The following is a 22,983-nucleotide window of genomic DNA, read 5'->3' as shown; positions in this document are numbered from 1 at the left end:
CCCCCGCTCCCCCGGCCCTCCGGGGACGACCGGCGAGGCGGAGCCGCGTCACGGCAGGATCTCGGCGAGGAAGGTGCCGGTGTGGCTCTCCTTGACCTTCGCGACGTGCTCGGGGGTGCCGATGGCGACGACCTGGCCGCCGCCCGCGCCGCCCTCGGGACCCATGTCGATCAGCCAGTCGGCCGACTTGATGACGTCGAGGTTGTGCTCGATCGTGATGACGGTGTTGCCCTTGTCGACGAGGCCGTTGAGCACCAGCAGGAGCTTGCGGACGTCCTCGAAGTGCAGACCGGTGGTCGGCTCGTCGAGCACGTAGACGCTGCGCCCGTTCGAGCGGCGCTGCAGCTCGGTGGCGAGCTTCACGCGCTGCGCCTCGCCGCCGGAGAGCGTGGTCGCGCTCTGCCCGAGCCGGACGTAGCCGAGGCCGACCTCGACCAGGGTCTTGAGGAACCGGTGGATCGAGGTGATCGGCTCGAAGAACTCGGCCGCCTCGGCGATCGGCATGTCGAGCACCTCGGCGATGTTCTTGCCCTTGTAGTGCACGGTCAGGGTGTCGCGGTTGTAGCGCGCTCCCCCGCAGACCTCGCACGCGACGTAGACGTCGGGCAGGAAGTTCATCTCGATCTTGATCGTGCCGTCGCCCGAGCAGGCCTCGCAGCGCCCGCCCTTGACGTTGAAGCTGAACCGGCCGGGCAGGTAGCCGCGGGCCTTCGCCTCGGTGGTCTCGGCGAAGAGGTTGCGGATGCGGTCGAACACGCCGGTGTAGGTCGCCGGGTTGGAGCGCGGGGTGCGCCCGATCGGGTTCTGGTCGACGTGCACGACCTTGTCGAGGTTCTCGAGTCCGGTGACGCGGGTGTGCTTGCCCGGCACCTTGCGGGCGCCGTTGAGCTGGTTGGCGAGCACCCGGTAGAGGATGTCGTTCACGAGCGTCGACTTGCCCGAGCCGGAGACTCCGGTGACCGCGACGAAGGTGCCGAGCGGGAACTCGACGTCGACCTTCTGCAGGTTGTTCGCGTTGGCTCCGACGACCTTGATCACACGCTTGCGGTCGATCTTGCGGCGCTTCTTCGGCAGCTCGATCGAGCGGCGGCCGGCGATGTAGTCGCCGGTGAGCGAGTGGGTGTTCTCGAGCAGGGACTCGTAGGAGCCGGAGTGCACGACCCGGCCGCCGTTGACGCCGGCGCCGGGGCCGATGTCGACGATCCAGTCGGCGGTGCGGATGGTGTCCTCGTCGTGCTCGACGACGATCAGGGTGTTGCCGAGGTCGCGCAGCTTGATCAGGGTGTCGATCAGCCGGCGGTTGTCGCGCTGGTGCAGACCGATGCTCGGCTCGTCGAGGACGTAGAGCACGCCGGTGAGACCGGAGCCGATCTGGGTCGCGAGCCGGATGCGCTGGGCCTCGCCGCCGGAGAGCGAGCCGGCCGCACGGGAGAGGTTGAGGTAGTTGAGCCCGACCTCGATCAGGAAGTCGAGGCGCGCGCGGATCTCGCGGAGCACCTGCGCGGCGATGGTGGCCTCGCGCGGGGTGAGCTGCAGCTCGCTCATGAACGACTGGGCGTCGCCGAGGCTGAGGTCGGCGACGTCGGCGATGCTCGCGCCGTGCACGAGCACGGCGAGCACCTCGGGCTTGAGGCGCGAGCCCTTGCAGACGGGGCAGGCGACCTCGCGGAGGAACTCGGCCCAGCGCGAGCGCTGCACGTCGGTCTCGGCCTGCACGTACTGCCGCTCGATGTAGGGCACGACGCCCTCGAAGCCGGAGGTGTAGCTCATCTCCCGGCCGTAGCGGTTCTTCCACTTGACCTTGACCTCGAAGTTGTCGCCGTGCAGCACGGCCTGCTGCACCTCCGAGCTGAGGCGCTTCCAGGGGGTGGTCAGCTTGAAGCCGAGGTCGCGGGAGAGGCCGTCGAGCAGCTTCTCGTAGTACTGGAAGAGGCCCTTGCCCTGGGTGGTCCACGGGATGATGACGCCCTCGGCGATGCTGAGGTCGGGGTCGCCGAGCAGCAGCTCGTCGTCGACCGACATCCGCGTGCCGAGGCCGGAGCACTCGGGGCAGGCGCCGAAAGGGGCGTTGAAGGAGAAGGTGCGCGGCTCGATCTCGGTGAGCGAGATCGGGTGGTTGTTGGGGCAGGACAGCTTCTCGGAGTACGTCGTCCACGCGCCGTCGCCCTCGCCGTCGACGAAGTTGATCTGCACGATGCCGTCGGTGAGGCGCAGCGCCGTCTCGAGCGAGTCGGTCAGGCGGCCGAGGATGTCCGGGCCGGCGACGAGGCGGTCGACGACGACGGAGATGTCGTGCTTGTACTGCTTCTTCAGCACCGGCGGCTCGCTCAGCTGGATGAGCTTGCCGTCGACCATGGCGCGGGAGTAGCCGCCCGCGGTCAGCTCCTTGAAGAGGTCGACGAACTCGCCCTTCTTCTGCGAGACGACCGGGCTGAGGATCTGGTAGCGGGTGCCCTCCTCCAGCTCCATCAGCTGATCGGCGATCTGCTGCACTGTCTGCGCCGAGATCGGCTCGCTGCAGACGGGGCAGTGCGGGATCCCGATGCGGGCCCAGAGCAGGCGCATGTAGTCGAAGATCTCGGTGATCGTGCCGACGGTGGAGCGCGGGTTGCGGTTGGTCGACTTCTGGTCGATCGACACCGCCGGGCTGAGGCCCTCGATGAAGTCGACGTCCGGCCGGTCGACCTGGCCGAGGAACTGCCGCGCGTAGGCGGAGAGCGACTCGACGTAGCGGCGCTGGCCCTCGGCGAAGATCGTGTCGAAGGCGAGCGACGACTTGCCCGACCCGGACAGTCCGGTGAAGACGACCATCGAGTCACGGGGGATCTCGAGGTCGACATCGCGCAGGTTGTGCACTCTGGCCCCGCTCACCACCAGCTTCGACACCGATTCGTCCAGCGAGGAGACGAAGCGGTGGAAGGAGGGTGAGGGGGTGGTGGAAGGGTCCGTAACGGCGTTCAGGATCGACACCTCGAAAGTGTATGCGGAGCCACCGACATCGCCCGGGGCGTTCGCTGGCCGCTGATCCCGCAGCCCGCGACTTGCGCTCGTCGACGCCGCCCGCACCGGTGGGCCGGCCCGCGTGGGCCGGCCCGGATCGGTCAGGACAGGTGCCCGGCCTTCTCCATCTGCCGCAGCTCGCGCTTGAGCTCGGAGACCTCGTCGCGCAGGCGCGCGGCGAGCTCGAACTTCAGCTCGCCGGCGGCCTGCAGCATCTGGCCGTTGAGGTCGGCGATGATCGCCTCGAGGTCGTTGCCGCCGTTCGCGGCGAGACCCTGGCGGCGCAGGTTCGGCGTCGGGCTCTTCTTCTTGGCGTCGCGGCCGGCCAGGAGCTTCGCGGTGTCGGCTCCCTCGCGGGCGAGCGCGTCGGTGATGTCGGCGATCTTCTTGCGCAGCGGCGTCGGGTCGATGCCGTGGTCGAGGTTGTAGGCGACCTGCTTCTCGCGCCGGCGGTCGGTCTCGTCGATCGCGAGCTTCATCGAGTCGGTCATCTTGTCCGCGTACATGTGCACCTCGCCCGAGACGTTGCGCGCGGCGCGGCCGATGGTCTGGATGAGCGAGGTCGACGAGCGGAGGAAGCCCTCCTTGTCGGCGTCGAGGATCGCGACGAGCGACACCTCGGGCAGGTCGAGGCCCTCGCGGAGGAGGTTGATGCCGACGAGGACGTCGTAGACGCCCGCGCGCAGCTCGGAGAGCAGCTCGACCCGTCGCAGCGTGTCGACGTCGGAGTGCAGGTAGCGCACCCGGACTCCGGCCTCGGTGAGGAAGTCCGTGAGCTCCTCCGCCATCCGCTTCGTGAGGGTGGTGACCAGCACGCGCTCGTCGCGCTCGGTGCGGAGCTTGATCTCCTCGAGCAGGTCGTCGATCTGGCCCTTGGTCGGCTTGACGACGATCTCGGGGTCGATCAGGCCGGTCGGGCGGATGATCTGCTCGACGATGCCGTCGGCGATCCCCATCTCGTAGCGGCCGGGGGTCGCCGAGAGGTAGACGGTCTGGCCGACGCGGCCCTTGAACTCCTCCCACTTCAGCGGGCGGTTGTCCATCGCCGAGGGCAGCCGGAAGCCGTGCTCGACCAGGGTGCGCTTGCGCGAGGCGTCGCCCTCGTACATCGCGCCGATCTGCGGCACGGTGACGTGCGACTCGTCGATGACGACGAGGAAGTCGTCGGGGAAGTAGTCGAGCAGGCAATGCGGCGCCTCGCCGGACTCGCGTCCGTCGATGTGGCGCGAGTAGTTCTCGATGCCGGAGCAGAAGCCGATCTGCTGCATCATCTCGAGGTCGAAGGTGGTCCGCATCCGGAGGCGCTGCGCCTCGAGGAGCTTGTTCTGCTTCTCGAGGTCGGCGAGGCGGACCTCGAGCTCCTGCTGGATCGTGTCGATGGCGCGGTGCATGACGTCCTGGCTGGCGACGTAGTGCGAGCCGGGGAAGACGGAGACGGACTCGAGCTTCTTCACGACGTTCCCGGTGAGCGGGTGCAGCGTGTAGAGCGCCTCGATCTCGTCGCCGAACATCTCGATGCGGATCGCGAGCTCCTCGTACATCGGGATGATCTCGATCGTGTCGCCGCGGACCCGGAAGGTGCCGCGGGCGAAGTCCACGTCGTTGCGGGCGTACTGCATCGAGACGAACTTGCGGATCAGGCGGTCGCGGTCGACCCGCTGGCCGACCTGGAGCGCGACCATCGCCTCGAGGTACTGCTCCGGCTGGCCGAGGCCGTAGATGCAGGAGACGGTCGAGACGACGATGACGTCGCGCCGGCTGAGCAGCGAGTTGGTCGTCGAGTGCCGCAGGCGCTCGACCTCGGCGTTGACCGAGCTGTCCTTCTCGATGAAGGTGTCCGTCTGCGGGACGTAGGCCTCGGGCTGGTAGTAGTCGTAGTAGGAGACGAAGTACTCGACCGCGTTGTTGGGGAAGAGCTCGCGGAACTCGTTGGCGAGCTGCGCGGCGAGCGTCTTGTTGTGCGCGAGGACGAGGGTCGGCCGCTGGACGGCCTCGACGAGCCAGGCGGTGGTCGCCGACTTGCCGGTACCGGTGGCGCCGAGCAGGACGACGTCGGTCTCGCCGGCGTTGATCCGGGCGCTCAGATCGGCGATGGCTCCGGGCTGGTCACCGCTCGGCTGGTATTCGCTGATGACCTCGAAGGGGTGCACGGCACGGGTTGGCTCCATGCTCGAAGCGTAACCGCGACCACCGACATCGGGGCGGCCCTGCGCCGACGGCGAACGGGGCTCGCGCCGACCCCGGCCGCAGACTGCCCTGCGGGGGCCGCCGGGTCTCGATACGCCCCTGCGGGGCTGCTCGACCAGCATGGACCTGCCACTTGCATGCTGATCGAGTAGCGCGCGCAGCGCGCGTACCGAGATCCACCGGCGCCGGAAGCCGAGTCTGCAGACAGACCATCAGGAGGGCGCCCGATCAGAGGCGGGAGACGCGCAGGTCGCGCAGGTGGAGGCGGTCGCCCGCGGCCATGCCGTCGGTGCGCACGCGGAGCACCGCGCAGACCGCCCACTCCGGCGCGGGGAGGGAGTAGGCGTCGTCGAGCCGGACGCCGGCGAAGGAGTCGCGGGCCGAGACGTCGGTCCCCGAGTACCAGTCCCGCCCCAGGCCGTCGGCCCGTCGCGCGGTCGAGAAGCCGAGATCGATCGCGACGGATCCGGAGCCCTCGTAGAGCGCGTCCAGCGACGCGAGCACCCGCGCTCCGGCGGCGATCGGCACGAAGAGGTGGACCGCGCCGGAGCCCGACCCGTCCTCGACTGCGAGCGCGCGGAGCCCCGCGACCGGGGAGTCCCCCGGCGCGACGGACGCCCCGCCCTCGGCCGTCCAGTCGTCGGCGAGCACCGAGCGCGAGCCGTGCGGATCGAGCACACCGCGGATCCGCTCGGCCGCGTGGAACCGCAGCGCGGTCGAGGGCAGCGCCGAGGTGTCCGAGATCGTCAGGACGCCGTCGCCGCGCGCCAGGAAGGGCAGCCGCGAGTTGCCGCCCTGGAACTGCCCGCCCCGGACGACGGCCCGCTGGCCCCCTGCCCCGGAGAACTGGATCAGTCCGCGCTCGGCGTCACCGTCGACCTCCTTCCGAGCCCTGACGAGGAAGCGGCAGTCGGTGAGCGAGAGCAGGGCGCCCCAGCCGTCCAGCTCGAACCAGCCGTGGTTGTCGGGGATCTGCATCTCGAAGTGGCAGTGCGAGAAGTGGGCCTGTCCACGCGAGATCGTGACCGCCCGGCCCTGGTTCGTCGAGAAGGTGTCGAACGAGCACTGGTCGACGAAGAACTCCTGGTCGCCGTGGATCTGGAGCGCGCTCTCGGTGTTGCTGGTCAGGTCGCAGCCCTGGAACGCGATGCGCTCGCCCGAATCGACGGCGTCCTCGACCGCCACGACTCCCACGCGGTTCCCCTGGAACGAGCACGAGCGGAACTCGAGCAGATAGGCGTGCGACCCGAGCTCGACCGCCGTGCCGAAGCTGCGCGCGACGACGTTCGCGAACGAGAGGTAGGCGGGCTTCGGCCCGGGTTCGCGCAGGTGGGACGGTGCGCTCACGGCGATGCCCGTGTTCGAGCCGTCGCCGATCAGGTGCAGATCGCTCAGCACGGTCTGGTGCTGGCGGGTGTAGCCGGCGGCGGAGGACTGCAGCACGGGTCCGACGGTCTGCAGGGCGGGGCCGGAGCCGGTGTAGCGGATCTCGCAGTGGCCGTCGATGCTGACCCGGGCGTCCCAGTCGAGCGTCTCGTCGACGACGAAGCTCCCGCCGGGTGCGGTGACGACGGCGTGGTGCTCGGCCGGGTCGACCCCGTCCTCCGGCACGGCGGCGGCGGCCAGCGCCGCCTGCCAGGCAGCGGTGTCGCGAGCGGCACCCGCGGGGAGCGACTCGTCGAGGTGGTCGTGCACGTCGACGATGCGGGACGTCCCGGCGGGACGGCTGATCACTTGGACCGGAGCCGGTCCGGTCCGGCCGGTGAGCGCCCCCGCGGCCGCTCCCGCGCCCGCACCGAGCAGGACGCCCGCCCCGGAGGCGAGCAGGAGGCGCCGGGAGTCGGAGGCGGGCGGGCGTGCTCCGGAAGCGCTCATGCGTCGTACCCCTCGGCTCGGCGATCGTGCTGGGGCCGTCCCCCGTGCTGCGGCCCTCCCACTGTAGGAGCAGGGCCTGACGGTCTCCCGCCGCCGGATGCGCTCAGACTGAGGGGCGGCGCAGCCGCTCCCAGAGCGCGTCGACCTGGCTCAGGGTCTCCTCCAGCGTTCCGGAGGCGTCGATCACGGCGTCCGCGAGGGCCAGGCGGTCCTCGTCGCTCGCCTGCGCGCCGACGCGAGCGCGGGCGTCGGCCTCGGTCATGCCGCGCAGGTCGATGAGGCGCTCGATGCGCGTCTCCTGCGGGGCGTGGACGACGATCACCTCGTCGAACTCCCCCGCGCCGCGCGACTCGGCCAGAAGCGGGACGTCGTAGACGACGATCGCCGCGGGGTCGGCGGCGGCCGCCGAGGCGAACAGCTCCTGCGAGCGGAGCGACACCGCCGGGTGGGTGATCGCGTTGAGGTCCTCGCGGGCGGCGGAGTCGGAGAAGACGATCGCGCCGAGCGCCGCCCGGTCGAGCGAGCCGTCGGCGCGCAGGGTCTCCGGGCCGAACCGCTCGACGATCGCGGCCAGCGCGGGCTCCCCCGGCTCGACCACCTCGCGGGCGAGCCGGTCGGCGTCGACGACGACGGCTCCCAGCTCGGCGAGACGATGGGCGACGGTGGACTTGCCCGAGGCGATGCCTCCGGTGAGGGCTGCGAGATGCACCCGTCAAGCCTAACGAGCGGCGCTGCACACCGGGCGGGGGCGGATCTCGATACGCCCGCTCCGCGGGCTGCTCGATCAGCATGCAGGGAGACCTCGCTCCGGCTGCAACGCCGAACGGCCGGCCCCCGAGGGGACCGGCCGTTCGTCGTGGTGGTGATGCGATCAGTTGTTCGAAGACAGCTTCTCGCGCAGAGCGGCGAGCGACTCGTCGTCGGCGAGGGTTCCGCCGCCGGCAGCCGACTCGGTGTTGGTGAAGCCGCCGCCGACCGAGACGCCCTCGGAGACCGTGGCGGCCTCCTCCTGCGACTTGGCGACCTGGGCCTTGTGGGCCTCCCAGCGAGCCTGAGCAGCGGCGTACTCCTGCTCCCAGGCCTCGCGCTGGGACTCGAAGCCCTCGCGCCACTCGTTGGTCTCCGGGTCGAAGCCGTCGGGGTACTTGTAGTTCCCCTGGTCGTCGTACTCGGTGGCCATGCCGTAGAGCGCCGGGTCGAACTCGGTGCCCTCGGGGTCGACGTTCTCGTTCGCCTGCTTGAGCGAGAGCGAGATGCGACGGCGGTCGAGGTCGATGTCGATGACCTTGACGAAGACCTCTTCACCGACCGACACGACCTGCTCGGCGAGCTCGACGTGCTTGCCCGAGAGCTCGGAGATGTGGACGAGGCCCTCGATGCCGTCCGCGACGCGGACGAAGGCACCGAACGGGACCAGCTTCGTGACCTTGCCCGGGGCGACCTGACCGATCGCGTGGGTGCGGGCGAAGACCTGCCACGGGTCCTCCTGCGTCGCCTTGAGCGAGAGCGACACGCGCTCGCGGTCGAGGTCGACCTCGAGGATCTCGACGGTGACCTCCTGGCCCACCTCGACGACCTCTGAGGCGTGCTCGATGTGCTTCCAGGAGAGCTCGGAGACGTGGACGAGACCGTCGACGCCGCCGAGGTCGACGAACGCACCGAAGTTGACGATCGAGGACACGACGCCCTTGCGGACCTGACCCTTGTGCAGGTTGTTCAGGAACGTGGTGCGGCTCTCGGACTGCGTCTGCTCGAGGAGCGCGCGACGCGACAGGACCACGTTGTTGCGGTTCTTGTCGAGCTCGAGGATCTTCGCCTCGATCTCCTGGCCGAGGTACGGCGTGAGGTCGCGGACGCGGCGCAGCTCGATGAGCGAGGCCGGGAGGAAGCCGCGGAGGCCGATGTCGACGATGAGCCCGCCCTTGACGACCTCGATGACCGAACCGGTGACGACACCGTCGGACTCCTTGATCTTCTCGACGTCGCCCCACGCACGCTCGTACTGCGCGCGCTTCTTGGAGAGGATCAGGCGACCCTCCTTGTCCTCCTTCTGCAGGACGAGGGCTTCGACGCTGTCGCCCACGTTGACGACCTCGGAGGGGTCGACGTCGTGCTTGATGGAGAGCTCACGCGAGGGGATGACGCCCTCGGTCTTGTAACCGACGTCGAGGAGGACCTCGTCGCGGTCGATCTTCACGACGGTGCCTTCGATGAGGTCTCCGTCGTTGAAGAACTTCAGAGTCTTTTCGACCGCGGCAAGAAAGTCTTCAGCAGACCCGATGTCGTTGATCGCGACCTGCTTGGTTGCCTTTTCGGTCGTTGCGGTTGTCATTAAGGGATGCTCCAGGATGGATGGGTATCGGGCGGCGGGCACCGACACGCCCGAGGGCGTGACGCGGTGGTGACCACTGCGGAGGTGGTGGGGATGCCGTGACCGGGAGGAGCTCGAGAGCCCGGACCGTGGTCCCGGATCTCCAGCGCACCGTGGGCACGGCGGCGCCACGAAGGTGACGTCCCAGACTATCGAACCGACCGGGGTGAGAGCAATCTCGAAGGGCCCCGTTCCGCGTGTCCTGGCGGATTCCATCGGTCGGCCTCCGCCCCGCGGAGGTCAGGCCCCGGCGCTGAGGCTCGCGCGGAGGGTGTCGAGCCCGACACCGCCGAGATCGAGGGCGCGACGGTGGAACGACGCGAGCGAGAAGTCCGCCCCGTCGCGCGCGCTCGCCTCGTCCCGCAGCTCCTCCCAGATCCGCTGGCCGATCTTGTAGGAGGGCGCCTGGCCGGGCCAGCCGAGGTAGCGGTTGACCTCGAAGCGGACGAAGGCGTCGTCCATGTTGACGTTCGCGCGCAGGAAGGCGAGGGCGGACTCGGCCGTCCAGACGTCGGACGAGCCGGGCATCCGCTTCTGCAGGTGCACGCCGATGTCGATGACGACGCGGGCGGCGCGCATCCGCTGCCCGTCGAGCATCCCGAGGCGGTCGGCCGGGTGGTCCAGGTAGCCGAAGCGCTCCATCAGCCGCTCGGCGTAGAGGGCCCAGCCCTCGGCGTGCCCGGAGCTGCCGGCGAGCTGGCGGCGCCAGGTGTTGAGGCTCGCGCGGTTGTAGACGGCCTGACCCACCTGCAGGTGGTGACCGGGGACGCCCTCGTGGTAGACGGTCGTCAGCTCGCGCCAGGTGGCGAACTCGGTGACGCCCGGCGGGACGGACCACCACATCCGGCCCGGGCGGGAGAAGTCGTCGCTCGGGCCGGTGTAGTAGATGCCGCCCTCCTGGGTCGGCGCGATGCGGCACTCGAGGCGGCGGAGCTCGTCCGGGATGTCGAAGGCGGTGCCCGCGAGCTCGCTCACGGCCCGGTCGCTGGTCTCCTGCATCCAGCGCTGCAGCGCGTCGACGCCGTGCAGGGTGCGGGCGGGATCGGTGTCGAGGTGCGCGATCGCCTCGGCGACACTCGCGCCGGGCAGGATCTCGCGGGCGATCGCCTCCTGCTCGGCGGTCATCCGCGCGAGCTCCTCGATCCCCCACTCGTAGGTCTCGTCGAGGTCGACCACCGCGCCGAGGAAGCGGCGCGACTGCAGCGCGTAGTGCTCGCGGCCCACCGCGTCCTGCTCCGTCGCGGCCGGGGCGAGCTCGGTGCGGAGGAACCGGGCCAGGCCGCCGTAGGCCGCGGAGGCGCGACGGGCGCCCTCCTCGAGCCGCAGCGAGAGGGATGCGGGCAGCGATCCGGTGGCCGGAGCCGCGTCGGCGGCCAGGGCGGCGAAGAACCCCCGTGGGCCGGCGATCGTCTCGGCCTGCTCGGCGACGAGGCCGACCTGGCGGCGCGCCGGCGTCACTCCCGCGCCGATGCCCGCGCGGAGGGTCTCCGCGTAGCCGGCGAGCGCGGCCGGGACCGCGAGGAGCCGCTCCGCCACGTCCTCCCAGTCGCTCACGGAGTCGGTCGGCATCAGGTCGAAGACGTCGCGCAGCTCCTGCGCGGGCGAGGCGATCACGTTCAGATCGCGCAGCGGCAGCTGCGCCGCGTGCGCCTCGAGCGACAGCCGCAGGTCGGCGCCGAGGTCGGCGACCGTGACGGCGTCGACGGCGTCGACCGGCACGGCGGACTCGAGCTCGGCCAGCGCGGCGGCCGTCGCCGTCCGCGCCCGCTCCACGCCCTCCGGCGACAGGTCGCCGAGGCGGCGGTTCGCCTCGGCGCGGCCGATCGAGGTGCCGAGGGTGGGCTCGAGCTCGACGAGGGTGTCGACCCACCGCTCGGCGACGAGGTCGACGGCGGTGGGCTCGCGGGAGATGTCGGAGGTCATGCCTTCGAGCCTAGCCAGCGGCCCGGAACGTCCCGATCGGGCGGGCGCCGCGCGACGTCAGTGCGCCGCGACGTCCCAGTCGGAGCCGTGGCCGACCTGCACCTCGAGCGGGACGGAGAGATCGACCGCGCCGGCCATCCGCGCGCGGACGACCTCCTCGAGCACGTCCTCCTCGCCGGGAGCCACGTCGAAGATGAGCTCGTCGTGCACCTGCAGCAGCATCCGCGACTCCAGGCCCTTCTCGCCGATGTCGGCCTGGACGCCGATCATCGCGATCTTCATGATGTCGGCGGCGGATCCCTGGATCGGCGAGTTCAGCGCGGCGCGCTCCGCGTTGTCGCGGAGGACGCGATTGCCGCTCTGGAGATCGGGGAAGGGGCGGCGGCGACCGAAGATCGTCTCGGTGTAGCCGGTCTCCCGCGCCTGCTCGACGACCGTGCGGAGGTAGTCGCGGACCGCGCCGAAGCGGACGAAGTAGTCGGTCATCAGCTGCTTCGCCTCGTTGCTGGAGATGCGCAGCTGCTTGGAGAGGCCGAACGCGCTCAGTCCATAGGCGAGCCCGTAGGACATCGCCTTGACCTTGTTGCGCATCGCCGAGGTGACGTCCGACGGCTCGACGCCGAAGATCCGCGCGCCGACGAACCGGTGCAGGTCCTCGCCGCTGTGGAAGGCCTCGATCAGGCCGGCGTCGCCGGAGAGGTGCGCCATGATCCGCATCTCGATCTGCGAGTAGTCGGCGGTGATCAGGGTGCTCGCCTGCTCGCCGTGCACGAACGCGGTGCGGATGCGGCGGCCGACCTCGCTGCGGACCGGGATGTTCTGCAGGTTCGGGTCGTTCGAGGAGATCCGCCCGGTCGCGGTGCCGGTCTGGTCGTAGCTGGTGTGGATCCGGCCGTCGGCGGTGACCGACTTCTCCAGCGTCTCGATGATCTGCTTGAGCTTGGTCGCGTCGCGGTGCTCGAGCAGGAGACCGAGGAACGGGTGCGGGTGCGACTCCTGCAGGTCCGCCAGGGCGGACGCGTCGGTCGTGTAGCCGGTCTTCGTCGCGCGCGTGCGCGGCATCGCCAGCTCCTCGAAGAGCACCTGCTGCAGCTGCTTGGGCGAGCCGAGGTTCATCTCGTGCCCGATCTCGGCGAAGGCGCGGTTCGCGAGGTCCACCGAGGTGGCGGTGAGCTCGCCGCGCAGGCGTGCGAGGACCTCGGCGTCGATCGCGACGCCGGTGAGCTCCATCGTCGCGAGCACCTGCACGATCGGCAGCTCGATGTCGACGAGCACCGAGAGCATGCCCTCGCCGAGCAGCTCGGTCTGCACGCCGACCAGGCGGTGCGCGTACCAGGCCTCGGTCGCGGGACCGATCGGCGGGGCGGTCGGGACGAGCTGGTTCGGGTCGCCCTGGATCATCGCCTCGTCGAGGTACTGCTGGACCTGGGCCGGCAGCGTCGCCGCGTGACCGGTGGGCTGCAGGAGCCACGCCGCGATGCGGGTGTCGAAGGCGAGTCCGGCCACCGGGAGCCCGGCCCGGCGCAGCGCCTTGACCTGCGGCTTGGCGTCGGCGAAGTACTTCGGGGCGTCGCTCGCGAGCCACTCCTCGAGCGCGGTGTAGTCGGGCCGGCCTGCCGCCCAGGGCACGAAGGCCGACTCCGCCTCGACCGACAGGCCGATGCCCTCGAGGCCGCTCTCGCCGAGCTGCACCTGCACGGCGACGGGCACGGTGCCGTTCGCGGAGACCCGGGCGAGCCAGTGCGCGAGCTCCTCGTCGACCAGGTTCCGCACGGCCGGAGCCGCGGTGACGACGGTGTCGCCGGCGAGCGCCTCCGCCGCCCCCTCGACGCCCTCGTCGGCGGCGATCGTGAGCACGCGCTCCTGCAGCGTCCTGAACTCGAGCCGGCTGAAGATCTCGCGGACCGCGTCCGGGTCGATCGGACGGCGGTCGAGGTCGTTCGGGCCGAGCGGCAGCTCGACGTCGGTGATCAGGCGGTTGAGCCGGCGGTTGCGGAGCGCGTTCTCCTTCTGCTCACGCAGCTTCTCGCCGACGACGCCCTTGATCTCGTCGGCGTGGGCGATGATGTCGGCGACGGTGCCGTACTGGTTGACCCACTTGGCGGCCGTCTTCGGGCCGACCTTGTCGACGCCGGGCAGGTTGTCGCTCGTCTCGCCGACGAGCGCCGCGATCTCGGGGTACTGGTGCGGTTCGACTCCGTACTTCTCGAAGACCTTGTCGCGGTCGTAGCGGGTGAGCTGCGAGACGCCCTGGGTCGACGGGTAGAGCAGGGTGACGTCGGGAGTGACCAGCTGGATGGTGTCGCGGTCTCCCGAGACGACCAGCACGCGGAAGCCCGCCTCGGCGCCCTGGCGGGCGAGCGTGGCGAGGATGTCGTCGGCCTCGAAGTCCTCCTTCGAGACGGTGCGGATGTTCATCGCGTGCAGCGCCTCCTCGAGGAGGGGGACCTGGCCCTTGAACTCGGGCGGGGTCTCGCCGCGGGTGCCCTTGTACTCCGGGTACTCGCGGGTGCGGAACGAGTAGCGGGAGATGTCGAAGGCGACGCCGAGATGCGTCGGCTTCTCGTTCTTCAGCAGCAGGATCAGCATCGACAGGAAGCCGTGGATGGCGTTCGTGTGCTGCCCGTCGCGGGTCTGGAAGCTGTCGACCGGGAGGGCGTAGAACGCCCGGAACGCGAGCGAATGACCGTCGATGAGCAGGAGGGTAGGCTGTTCCGGATCTGACACAGGGCAAGACTACACAGCGCCTCCGACACCGGTTCGGGCCCGGTCCCGCCCGTCGGCGGAGGGCCTCCGGGAGGCCCAGCACGAGGAGCACCGTGACCGAATCCGCCCCCGCCGCCGCGACCGCCGCCCCCTGGGTCCGCCCGCCCGCCCTCGACCTCGAGGCGCACATCGGGCGCGGCATGGGCGAGCTCGCCGAGCGGATGGGCATCGTCTGGCACGAGCTCACCCCCGAGCACTCGGTCGCGTCGATGCCCGTCGAGGGCAACCGCCAGCCGGTCGGCATCCTGCACGGCGGCGCGCACGTCGTCCTCGCCGAGTCGATGGGCTCGATCGCCGCGAACGTGCACGCCGGCGCGGGACGCCTCGCGATGGGCATCGAGCTGAACGCGAGCCACAGCCGCTCGATCACCCACGGCCACGTGATCGCCACCTGCGACGCCATCCACCTCGGCTCCACCCTCACCACCCATGAGATCGTCGTCCGCGACGAGCAGGGCCGCCGCCTCAGCACCGTCCGCATCACGAACATCCTCCGCGACGCGCGCTGACCGCTCCGCTCAGTCCGCACCGGGGACGACGGCGACGACGACGGAGCCGAGCACGAGGACCGTGCCCGCCGCCGCGACGAGGGGCTTCGGCGAGTCCACGGCGACCGCCAGGAGCGCCCCCGCGAGAGCGACCGTCACCTCCGCCGAGCACGCGACGACCATCGGTCGCGCCGCCGTGCGCTCCAGCAGCCACGAGTCCTCGACGGCCGGGAAGGCTCGGGGCAGGAGCGCGAGGAGGGAGACGACGACCGGGAGGACCACCAGCGGCGGTGTCCGCCCCAGCTCCGGCAGGCAGGCGCCCAGCATGAGCTCGAGCACGACGGTCGCCGTGACGAGCAGCAGTCCGAGCCTGGACCGGGACGCGCGCCGGATCGACTCCCGTGATCGGTTCGCAGGGTGCAACGATCGACTCCCCCGTCTGAGGACGGGTCCTGCACCCGTGCCTCGTCCGTTCTAGCGGCGGCCCGCCTCGGCCGTACCGCCCTGTCGTCGGACGTGAGCTGAATGGCGCGGGCCGCCCGCGGGCCGGCGGACGACGGGCTCCGCTAGGGCGTGCCCGCGCCGCCGACCCCGGCCGCGCAAGCGCGACAGGCGCCTCGGGCTCGGGGCCCGCGGACGAGGTTCAGCTCAGCGCTCGCGAGGCCGTGAGCGCGAAAGCAGTTCCGAGCACGAGCACGAGCCCGGCGGCGACGAAGGACGGCACGGGCGACCCGACGGCGGCCGACATCGTCCAGCCGATCAGCGCGGTGCCGAGCTCTGCGGCGAACACTGCGCGCGTCGGTCGCCGGGCGGAGCGCTCGAGGAGGCGCGACCCCTCGACGAGCGGAATCATCCGCGGAACGAGAGCCAGGAGAACGAGCAGGAGAGGGAAGGGCACCTCCACTGCGCCTCCCCAGGATCCGGAAGACGGAGCGTCGACGACGAGGAGGACAGCGAGCGCCACTGCGAGGACGAGGATCCCCGCTCTCGATCGGGGCAGGCCCCACGGCGACGAGGAGCGAGTCGAAGTCGGATCCGTCTGCTCATTCCTTGCAGGGCTCGAAGGGCGTGATGCCACTACCGCGCGGAGGGAGTGGCGGATCGGCCGTCGGCACTGTCGCATCGATCACCGACCGTGCGCCGCACCCGACCTGCGTACTTTGTAGCAAGGTCAGGCACGCGGAGAGACAGCTGTCGCTCCGCGCCGGTCCTCGCGCGACGAGGACCGCGAGAGGCGACGAGGACGAGCGCGCTCTCGGTGGAGATGCGGGAAGCCGGCCTTCGTCCGACACGAGACGGACCGACTGCTCGACGTCGCCCGCGGAGCGCGCCGCGGCGGGTCCGCAAGCCCCCGCCGCGGCGGAGCGGGCGACCTAGGCTCGGGGCGTGACCTTCCGCGATCTGCTGCGCTCCCTGCCGTCCATGCCCTCCGAGCTGCCCGACTTCGATGCTGAGGCGGCTCCGGCCGACCCGGTCGAGCTGTTCGGGCAGTGGCTGGAGGCGGCGAAGGACGCCGGCCAGCTCCTCCCCCACGGCGCGACGCTGTCGACCGCCGACGCCGACGGGACCGTCTCGGCGCGGGTGCTCGTGCTGCGCGACATCGACGACGCCGGCTGGGCGTTCTCGACCCACGCCTCCAGCCCCAAGGGGCGCGCGATGGCGGCGAACCCGCACGCTGCCCTGACCTTCTTCTGGCCGGTGCAGGGCCGGCAGGTCCGGGTGGAGGGCCGCGTCGAGCGCGCGTCCGCCGAGGAGTCGAAGAAGGACTTCCAGCGGCGCTCGGAGGCGGCGCGCACGGCGCTGCTGGTCGGCCGGCAGAGCGAGCCGATGAAGCGCGCCGAGGACTTCGACCTGGTGACGCTGCAGACCGGCGTCGCCGTCGCCTGCTCCCCCGCGACGCTCGACCGCGACTGGGCCGTCTACCGCGTCGTGCCCGAGCGGATCGAGTTCTGGCAGGGCTCGACCAGGGCGGAGCAGGACCACAGCCGCCTGCTGTACAGCGCGACGGGCGCTGCGGGGGCGACGAACGCGGGAACGACGGAGGCGGGCGGCTCCCCGTGGGAGCGCACCCGCCTCTGGCCGTGACGGCGCGGCCCTCGGACCGCCGCCGCCCTACTTCTTGGGGCTGAGCTGCTCGATGATCGCCTGGGCGACGTCGTGCATGGTGAGGCGGCGGTCCATCGACGCCTTCTGGATCCAGCGGAACGCCTCGGGCTCGGAGAGGCCCATCTTCTCGTTGAGCAGGCCCTTGGCGCGGTCGACGAGCTTGCGGGTCTCGAAGCGCTCGACCATGTCGGCGACCTCGGCCTCGAGGGTGAGGATCTGGGCGTAGCGGGAGAGGGCGATCTCGATCGCCGGCAGCAGGTCGTTCGGCGTGAACGGCTTGACCACGTAGGCCAGCGCGCCGGCCTCGCTCGCGCGCTCGACCAGCTCCTTCTGGCTGAACGCGGTCAGCAGGACGACCGGAGCGATGTGCGCCTTCGAGAGGCGCTCGGCGGCGGAGATGCCGTCGAGCTGGGGCATCTTCACGTCCATGATCACCAGATCGGGGCGCAGCTCGGTGGCGAGGGCCACGGCCGTCTCGCCGTCGCCCGCCTCACCGACGACCTCGAAGCCGTTGTCGCGGAGGATCTCCACGATGTCCATGCGGATGAGCGATTCGTCCTCTGCGACGACGACCCGACGGGGTGCGGTCTGCGGAGTTTCCTGGTCTGTCACGCCGAAGAGCCTACGGTATTCTCGACAGGCTCGTGATGAGCCGGTGTGGCGGAATGGCAGACGCGGGGCACTCAAAATGCTCTGTCCGAGAGGGCTTGTGGGTTCGAGTCCCACCACCGGTACCGCAGGCGCCCCGCGCGCGTCGCCGCTTCGCTAGCGTCGTCGGATGGACCATTCCTCGGCGGCCTGGCCGCTCTTCTCCCTCGTGCTGCGCACGCCGCGCCTCGAGCTGCACCCGGTCCGCGACGCCGATCTGCCGGCCCTCGCCGCGGCCGCCGTCGCCGGGATCCACGAGCCCGGCCGCTCGCCGTTCCCCGCGGCCTGGGCCGAAGTGCCTGCCGAGCAGCTGCCCGCCGATCTCGCCCGCTACCAGTGGTCGCTCCGTGCAGCGACGCGGCCGGACTCCTGGCGCGTGGCCTTCGCGATCGTCGAGGACGGCGCGGTGATCGGCTGCCAGGACCTGCTCGCCGACGAGTTCGCGGCGCGGCGCACCGTCTCCTCCGGCTCGTGGCTCACGCGCGCGGCGCAGGGGCGCGGTCTCGGCCGGGAGATGCGGGCGGCGGCCCTCCTGCTCGCCTTCGACCACCTCGGTGCGGAGGTGGCGGAGAGCAGCGCGCTGGCGTGGAACACGGCGTCGATCCGGGTGTCGACCGGGCTCGGCTACGAGCCCAACGGCACGCATCGCACGGTCGGCGCCGACGGAGTGGCGGTCGAGGAGATCCGGTTCCGCGTCACGCCCGAGACGCTCCGCCGCCCGGAGTGGGAGCTCGAGGTGTCCGGTCTCGAGGCGGCCCGTGCGCTCCTGATCGCCGAGCCGGCGGCGGACTCCTAGCGAGAGACCGACCGGGCCGAGCCGCTCAGAACTCCGCGAGGCTCCCGCGCAGACCGCCCCCGGGGTACTCCCGCCGCAGGATCCCGCGGCGGCGCAGGATCGGCACCAGCTCGTCGAGCATCCGGTGCAGCGTCACCGGGTGGAAGTCACCGGAGAACGCGAAGCCGTCGTTGTCCGCGTCGTCGCCGAGCTCCTGGACGAAGTCGGCGACCTCCTCCGCGGTGCCCACCACGCCGCTGCGATCGGCGATCAGCCCGAGCCGCGCCTTGGCGGTGAGCAGGGCGCGCAGCGGGGCGTCGGCATCGGCACCGCCGTAGAGGCCGGCGATGCTGCCGCGCGAGACGTGCTCGCCGAAGACCGACGGGTCGACCGGGCGGTCGAGGTCCAGCGCGGTCAGGTCGGTCTCGAGGTCGCTCGACCAGGCGGCCGCCGCGGTGAGCAGCGCCGCGTCGTCGGGGTGCGCGGAGGCGTCGACGAGGCGCTGCGCCTCCTCCCGGCTCGAGACGATGATCGGCTTGAAGACGAACAGGATCGTGAGGTCGTCGGGGTTCCGGCCGTGCGCGGCGGCCGCGGCGCGAGCCCGCTCGCGGTAGGCGCGGACCGTCGCGGTGTCGAGCGAGGCGAGGGCCAGCTGGATCTTGGACTGCGCGCCGGCGAAGTCGATGCCGCGCGGCGAGCCGCCGGGCGAGACGATGACCGGCTCGCCCGGGCCGGCGGCGGCCCCCGCCGAAGACCCGGTGCCGAACGGCAGCGCGTTCAGCGGGCCGTCGAAGGAGTAGTGCGTCCCGCGGTGGTGCAGGGCGTGCAGCCGGTCGCCGTCGGCGAAACGGCCGGTCGCCTCGTCCTGGATCAGCGCGCCGTCGTCCCAGCTGCGCCAGAGCTCGCGCAGCGAGTCGAGCCACTCGTGCGCGCGGTCGTAGGCGCCGTCGTGCGGCAGCGGCTCGAGGCCGAAGTGCCGGCTGCTGCCGACGTCGGTCACCACGTTCAGGCCGAGGCGCCCGCCGCTGAGGTGCTGGAGCGTGGCGAACTGGCGGGCCGCCTGGTACGGGCTGTAGGCCATCGGATTGACGGTCGGCGCGACGCCGAGGTGCTGCGTCGCCTCGAAGAGCGACGGCGCGAGCAGCAGCGGGTCGTGCTTGGGCCCGCCGTAGGCGCGGCGGATGCGGAGGTCGAGGGTGCCGGCGTTCCCGAGCGAGAGCGCGTCCTCGATGATGACCAGGTCGAAGCCGGCCTGCTCGAGCTCGCGAGCGCTGCGCCGGTAGACCTCCGCCGTCGTCCAGGAGTGGTCCCACTCCCAGCCGGGCTGCCCCCAGGCCTGCGGCCCGAAGCCGCGGGAGAGGAACCAGGCGAAGTGCTGCGGCCGGCTCACGACGCCTCCGCCAGCACGAGCGGCCGGACGGCCGCGGCGCGCAGCCCGAGCTCGAGGTCGGCGAGGAGGTCCTCGACGTCCTCGATGCCGATGGAGAGCCGCAGCAGACCGGGGCCGATCCCCGCGGCCTCGAGCTGCTCGGCGGTGCGGCCGACGTGCGTGGTCGAGGCCGGGTGCAGCACGAGCGAGCGGACGTCGCCGAGGTGGGTCATCCGGGTGAAGAGGCCGAGCGCGTCGGAGAAGCGGCGCGCCGCCTCCTCCCCGCCGTGCAGCGTGAAGGAGAAGACCGAGCCCTGCCCGTGCGGCAGCAGGCGGCGGGCGAGCGCGTGCGAGGGGCTGGAGGCGAGTCCGCTGTAGTCGACGCCCGCGACCTCGGGCCGCTCCTCCAGCCAGCGCGCGACGGCGAGGGCGCTGCGCGACTGGTGGCGGACCCGCAGCGACAGCGTCTCGAGGCCCTGCTCGAGCAGGAAGGCGGTGAGCGGCGAGACGGTCGGACCCATCCGGCCGGCGACGACGTGGCGGGCGTAGTCGGCGAAGGCGCGCTCGGGGTCGCCACCGCGCTCGATCGCGGTGGCGAGGTGCGGGTACTGCGGCGTGCGCCAGTCGAAGCGGCCGCCGTCCACGATCACCCCGGCGATCACGGCGCCGTGCCCGGCCAGGAACTTGCTCGCCGAGTGCACGACGATGTCGGCTCCGTGCTCGAGCGGGCGGAGGAGGTACGGGGTCGCGAAGGTGTTGTCGACGACGACGGGGACACCGGCGCGGTGCGCGACCTCGGCGACGAGCCGGACGTCCACCACATCGTTGCGCGGATTCGGGATCGACTCGATCAGGACGGCGCGGGTGCGCGGGGTGATCGCGGCGGCCCAGGCGAGCGGGTCGTCGGCGTCCTCGACGAACGTGGCGCCGACGCCGAGGCGGGCGAGGTTCTCCAGCAGGAGGTTGCGGGTGCCCTCGTAGAGGCTCGCGGCGGCGACCACGTGGTCTCCGGCCGAGGCGAGCGCGAGCAGGGCGACCGAGACGGCCGCCTGACCGCTGCCGACCAGGAGCGCCGCCTCGCCGCCCTCGAGGGCGGCGAGGCGGCGCTCGACGGCGTCGGTGGTCGGGTTGCCGACCCGCGTGTAGGTGTAGCCGTCCGCGCCGGCGAAGCGGTCGCGCGCCTCGTCGAAGGAGTCGAAGCTGAAGCCGGCCGTGAGGTAGATCGGGGTGCGCCGCGCGTGCAGCGCGTCCTCGACCGCTCCGGCGTGCAGCTGCCGGGTCGAGAAGCCCCAGCCGTCCTCGCTCGCGTGCCCGTGCCGTGCCATGATCCGCCTCCCTCGTGCCCGCCCTCCGGCAGTGGGCACCACCGTGGCAGAGGAGGAGGGCGGCGCGTCGGGCGGTTACCCGGCGTTACGACGGAGCCGCCGGATCCGCCGGAGCGTCACCAGAACATCGTCCCCGGCGCGCCCTTGAACGGTCCGACCACGCGGGAGGTGATCCAGCCGCCGTAGAAGTCCCCCGGCTGCGGCTGCACGGTCTCGCCGTCGACGGTGCAGGAGTCCATCCGCCCCGGGTAGAGCGCGACCCTGTCGACGAGCTGCTCGAAGCCCGGCATCGGCTCGGGGTAGATCCAGCCGGCCGCCTCGGCGACCGCTGCGCCGCCGCGGACCGTCAGGTAGGAGGCCGCGCCCTTGAACTCGCAGATGCTGCGACCGGGGGCGGGCTCGAGCGCGCCGTCGGCGAACGCGCTGCGCGGCAGGTAGTAGACGGGCGGGTGGCTGGTCTCGAGGACGCGGAACGCCTCCCGGGTGTCGGCGACGACGACGCCGCCGAGCCGGACCACGACGTGCTCGGCGGTCGGCTCGACCCTGGGCGGTCGCGGGTAGTCCCAGACGGATTCCTGTCCCTCGGCGGGGGGTGTGCGCTTCATCCGGCCCACGCTACGCGGGCGGGCGGCGGCGCCTCTCCCGCTCCCAGGCGATGCGCGGCCGGGCACGTCGGAGGTCCGCGGATCACCGCCGGGACGGCACGGGGTCGCCGCGGTCGCGTAACGTCGACCTTGCGCCGGAATCCCGAGACCGCGCGCAGAAGGATTACACGCGTGCCCGAAGAATGCATCCACGGTCTGGACATCGCTCTCTGCGACGTCTGCTCCCCCGCCAAGCTCCCCGAGCCGCAGGGCCGCACCCGGGCTCCGGTGCGCGTGCCCGGCACGTCCCGCGCGGCCACCGCTCGCGCCGCCGCCCGCGGCACCGCCCGCGAGAAGCCGCTCCCGCAGGTGGACATCACCGCGCAGCGCATCTACCACGTGACCCACCTCGACAACCTCGAGGCGATCGTCGCCGCCGGCGCCGTCCTGGCCGACCAGAACCTCGAAGGCCGCCCCGCGGTCGACGTCAGCGCCGAGACGACCCGCGAGCACCGCCGCGCCGTCCAGGTCAAGGACGGCGTCAGCGTCGCCGGCTACGTCCCGTTCTTCCTCTCCCCCGACGCCGCGCTCTGGGCCGACCTCCGCGGCGACCGAGTGCTCCCGCACTGGTCGCCTCGCGCGCACACCACCACCGCGTCGCAGTTCGTCGTCCTGGTGGGCTCGCTGTCCTCCGCGCCCGTGCTGAGCGACGGCGACGCGTCGCACGTGCTCACCCGCTTCACCGAGGGCGACGCGCTCGTGCGCACCTTCGCGCGGCTCCTCGTCGACGAGCCCGCCCTGCGCAGCGCCGAGGCGCTCGTGCCGGACCGCTTCCCGATCGAGGAGATCGCCGTCGTCGGCGTGCCGTCGGTCACCATGAAGAACAAGGTCAAGGCGATGTTCGAGAACAGCGGGGCCACTCCCCGTGTCGCGGTCTATCCGCCCTGGTTCCACCCGGTCGCCGAAGAGGAGTGACGCGCCGGAGTGACGCTGCGGAGTGACGCGGCGGAGCCGGCCGGAGCGGTCGGCTCCTACGCCCCCTCGAGCAGGTCGAGCCGGTCGGCGAGGTAGCGCTCGAGCGGCATGAGTCCCTGCTCGCCGAGGCCGGGTGCCCAGCGGACCACCACCCGTGCGCCGCGGAGCGACAGCGGCTCCTGACCGGCGGTGAGGCTCTCGGCGTCGATCGCCAGGCGGCGCCAGCCGTGGTTGACGATCTCGCCCTCCTGGAAGGGTCCGTCGAAGGCGGCCTTCCGGATCTCCCGGCGCGCCTCCTGCGACTCCGACTGGTTGTTGGCGTGCAGCGGGGCCACGGAGCGGGTCACTGAGCCGGTCGCGAAGACGTCGCCGTCGTGCCCGAGCAGCAGGACGCCGAGTCGCCAGGCCCGGGTGACCGGGGCCATCACGGGCGCGCGGCGGAAGCCGAGGATCGCGCGCGGCCGGCGGAGCTCGGCGAGGGCCTGATCGGGCACACCGCGGAGCTCGAGCTCGACGACGGTCTGCGCGAGCAGCTCCTGCAGCGCGGCGGCGGCGCTCGTCGCCTCGTCCGATGCCGTCATCGACCGCGCT

The 22,983-nt window shown here is 71.7% G+C and carries 18 protein-coding genes and 1 tRNA gene; 5 read left to right on the top strand and 14 right to left on the bottom strand.

The genetic code is table 11. The annotated features are described in order from the left end of the window. Nucleotides 1-48 precede the first annotated feature (48 nt). The 7 genes from uvrA to polA all read right to left on the bottom strand — a co-directional run bounded on the left by uvrA (nt 49) and on the right by polA (nt 14,083). Nucleotides 49-2,898: an excinuclease ABC subunit UvrA gene (gene uvrA, locus MT353_RS09570; protein ID WP_160091347.1), complete on the bottom strand. Its 2,850-nt coding sequence runs from the start codon at nt 2,896-2,898 to the stop codon at nt 49-51. Between the two features lie 203 nt (nt 2,899-3,101). Then, on the bottom strand, nt 3,102-5,168 hold the full coding sequence (gene uvrB, locus MT353_RS09565; RefSeq protein WP_123446262.1) for an excinuclease ABC subunit UvrB: 2,067 nt from the start codon (nt 5,166-5,168) through the stop codon (nt 3,102-3,104). Between the two features lie 247 nt (nt 5,169-5,415). Further along, the gene (locus MT353_RS09560) at nt 5,416-7,062 is read right to left on the bottom strand and encodes a hypothetical protein (RefSeq protein WP_243624275.1); all 1,647 of its coding nucleotides are present in this window, start codon (nt 7,060-7,062) and stop codon (nt 5,416-5,418) included. Nucleotides 7,063-7,165: 103 nt separating this feature from the next. Next, complete coding sequence (gene coaE / locus MT353_RS09555) at nt 7,166-7,771, bottom strand: dephospho-CoA kinase (RefSeq protein WP_243624274.1); 606 nt, start codon at nt 7,769-7,771, stop codon at nt 7,166-7,168. A 162-nt stretch (nt 7,772-7,933) separates the two neighbouring features. Then, entirely contained in the window at nt 7,934-9,394 is a 1,461-nt protein-coding gene (gene rpsA, locus MT353_RS09550; RefSeq protein WP_123446259.1) for a 30S ribosomal protein S1, read from the bottom strand. Nucleotides 9,395-9,673: 279 nt separating this feature from the next. Further along, a complete protein-coding gene (locus MT353_RS09545) occupies nt 9,674-11,356 on the bottom strand; it encodes a DUF885 domain-containing protein (protein ID WP_243624273.1) in 1,683 nt (560 codons plus the stop codon). 57 nt (nt 11,357-11,413) lie between these two features. After that, the gene (gene polA, locus MT353_RS09540; protein ID WP_243624272.1) at nt 11,414-14,083 is read right to left on the bottom strand and encodes a DNA polymerase I; all 2,670 of its coding nucleotides are present in this window, start codon (nt 14,081-14,083) and stop codon (nt 11,414-11,416) included. A 92-nt stretch (nt 14,084-14,175) separates the two neighbouring features. On the opposite strand from polA, the gene MT353_RS09535 reads away from it, so the two are divergent. Further along, entirely contained in the window at nt 14,176-14,631 is a 456-nt protein-coding gene (locus tag MT353_RS09535; RefSeq protein ID WP_374204658.1) for a PaaI family thioesterase, read from the top strand. A 9-nt stretch (nt 14,632-14,640) separates the two neighbouring features. Here MT353_RS09535 and MT353_RS09530 read toward each other — a convergent pair whose 3' ends face one another. Next, nucleotides 14,641-14,949, bottom strand: coding sequence for a hypothetical protein (locus MT353_RS09530; protein ID WP_243624271.1), 309 nt, complete (start codon nt 14,947-14,949; stop codon nt 14,641-14,643). 304 nt (nt 14,950-15,253) lie between these two features. Beyond that, entirely contained in the window at nt 15,254-15,463 is a 210-nt protein-coding gene (locus MT353_RS09525; protein ID WP_243624270.1) for a hypothetical protein, read from the bottom strand. A gap of 533 nt (nt 15,464-15,996) precedes the next feature. Between MT353_RS09525 and MT353_RS09520 the strand changes: the two genes are divergently transcribed. Further along, nucleotides 15,997-16,695, top strand: a complete 699-nt coding sequence (locus MT353_RS09520) for a pyridoxal 5'-phosphate synthase (RefSeq protein WP_243624269.1) — start codon at nt 15,997-15,999, stop codon at nt 16,693-16,695. Between the two features lie 27 nt (nt 16,696-16,722). Here the strand turns inward: MT353_RS09520 and MT353_RS09515 are convergent, their stop codons facing one another. Beyond that, nucleotides 16,723-17,328 carry an ANTAR domain-containing response regulator gene (locus MT353_RS09515; protein ID WP_123446252.1) on the bottom strand — a complete coding sequence of 202 codons (606 nt, stop codon included), beginning with the start codon at nt 17,326-17,328 and terminating at the stop codon, nt 16,723-16,725. A gap of 39 nt (nt 17,329-17,367) precedes the next feature. On the opposite strand from MT353_RS09515, the gene MT353_RS09510 reads away from it, so the two are divergent. Together MT353_RS09510 and MT353_RS09505 are read left to right on the top strand one after the other, a co-directional pair. Next, nucleotides 17,368-17,450: transfer RNA gene (locus tag MT353_RS09510), tRNA-Leu, on the top strand. A gap of 44 nt (nt 17,451-17,494) precedes the next feature. Next, nucleotides 17,495-18,160, top strand: coding sequence for a GNAT family N-acetyltransferase (locus tag MT353_RS09505; protein ID WP_243624268.1), 666 nt, complete (start codon nt 17,495-17,497; stop codon nt 18,158-18,160). A gap of 25 nt (nt 18,161-18,185) precedes the next feature. On the opposite strand, the gene MT353_RS09500 is transcribed toward MT353_RS09505, so the two are convergent. The 3 genes from MT353_RS09500 to MT353_RS09490 form a co-directional block, all read right to left on the bottom strand. Further along, on the bottom strand, nt 18,186-19,529 hold the full coding sequence (locus MT353_RS09500; RefSeq protein WP_243624267.1) for an LLM class flavin-dependent oxidoreductase: 1,344 nt from the start codon (nt 19,527-19,529) through the stop codon (nt 18,186-18,188). After that, on the bottom strand, nt 19,526-20,833 hold the full coding sequence (locus MT353_RS09495) for an O-acetylhomoserine aminocarboxypropyltransferase/cysteine synthase family protein (RefSeq protein ID WP_243624266.1): 1,308 nt from the start codon (nt 20,831-20,833) through the stop codon (nt 19,526-19,528). Before MT353_RS09495 ends, MT353_RS09500 begins: the two co-directional genes overlap by 4 nt. A 116-nt stretch (nt 20,834-20,949) precedes the next feature. After that, entirely contained in the window at nt 20,950-21,438 is a 489-nt protein-coding gene (locus MT353_RS09490) for a DUF427 domain-containing protein (RefSeq protein WP_243624265.1), read from the bottom strand. A 171-nt stretch (nt 21,439-21,609) separates the two neighbouring features. On the opposite strand from MT353_RS09490, the gene MT353_RS09485 reads away from it, so the two are divergent. Then, nucleotides 21,610-22,392: a DarT ssDNA thymidine ADP-ribosyltransferase family protein gene (locus MT353_RS09485; RefSeq protein WP_243582466.1), complete on the top strand. Its 783-nt coding sequence runs from the start codon at nt 21,610-21,612 to the stop codon at nt 22,390-22,392. Nucleotides 22,393-22,448: 56 nt separating this feature from the next. On the opposite strand, the gene MT353_RS09480 is transcribed toward MT353_RS09485, so the two are convergent. After that, nucleotides 22,449-22,973, bottom strand: a complete 525-nt coding sequence (locus tag MT353_RS09480; RefSeq protein WP_243624264.1) for a hypothetical protein — start codon at nt 22,971-22,973, stop codon at nt 22,449-22,451. Nucleotides 22,974-22,983 lie beyond the last annotated feature (10 nt).

It is taken from the genome of Rathayibacter sp. VKM Ac-2927 (genome assembly GCF_022815525.1).
Lineage (GTDB): Bacteria > Actinomycetota > Actinomycetes > Actinomycetales > Microbacteriaceae > Rathayibacter > Rathayibacter festucae.
This window is presented reverse-complemented; position numbering and strand designations above follow the sequence as displayed.

Excerpts from the sequence above, each read along its gene's own strand:
- MT353_RS09505 (WP_243624268.1), top strand. The coding sequence starts at position 17,495 with ATGGACCATTCCTCGGCGGCCTGGCCGCTCTTCTCCCTCGTGCTGCGC.
- MT353_RS09560 (WP_243624275.1), bottom strand. The coding sequence starts at position 7,062 with ATGAGCGCTTCCGGAGCACGCCCGCCCGCCTCCGACTCCCGGCGCCTC.
- MT353_RS09545 (WP_243624273.1), bottom strand. The coding sequence starts at position 11,356 with ATGACCTCCGACATCTCCCGCGAGCCCACCGCCGTCGACCTCGTCGCC.
- MT353_RS09480 (WP_243624264.1), bottom strand. The coding sequence starts at position 22,973 with ATGACGGCATCGGACGAGGCGACGAGCGCCGCCGCCGCGCTGCAGGAG.
- rpsA (WP_123446259.1), bottom strand. The coding sequence starts at position 9,394 with ATGACAACCGCAACGACCGAAAAGGCAACCAAGCAGGTCGCGATCAAC.
- MT353_RS09490 (WP_243624265.1), bottom strand. The coding sequence starts at position 21,438 with ATGAAGCGCACACCCCCCGCCGAGGGACAGGAATCCGTCTGGGACTAC.
- MT353_RS09495 (WP_243624266.1), bottom strand. The coding sequence starts at position 20,833 with ATGGCACGGCACGGGCACGCGAGCGAGGACGGCTGGGGCTTCTCGACC.
- uvrB (WP_123446262.1), bottom strand. The coding sequence starts at position 5,168 with ATGGAGCCAACCCGTGCCGTGCACCCCTTCGAGGTCATCAGCGAATAC.
- MT353_RS09525 (WP_243624270.1), bottom strand. The coding sequence starts at position 15,463 with ATGATTCCGCTCGTCGAGGGGTCGCGCCTCCTCGAGCGCTCCGCCCGG.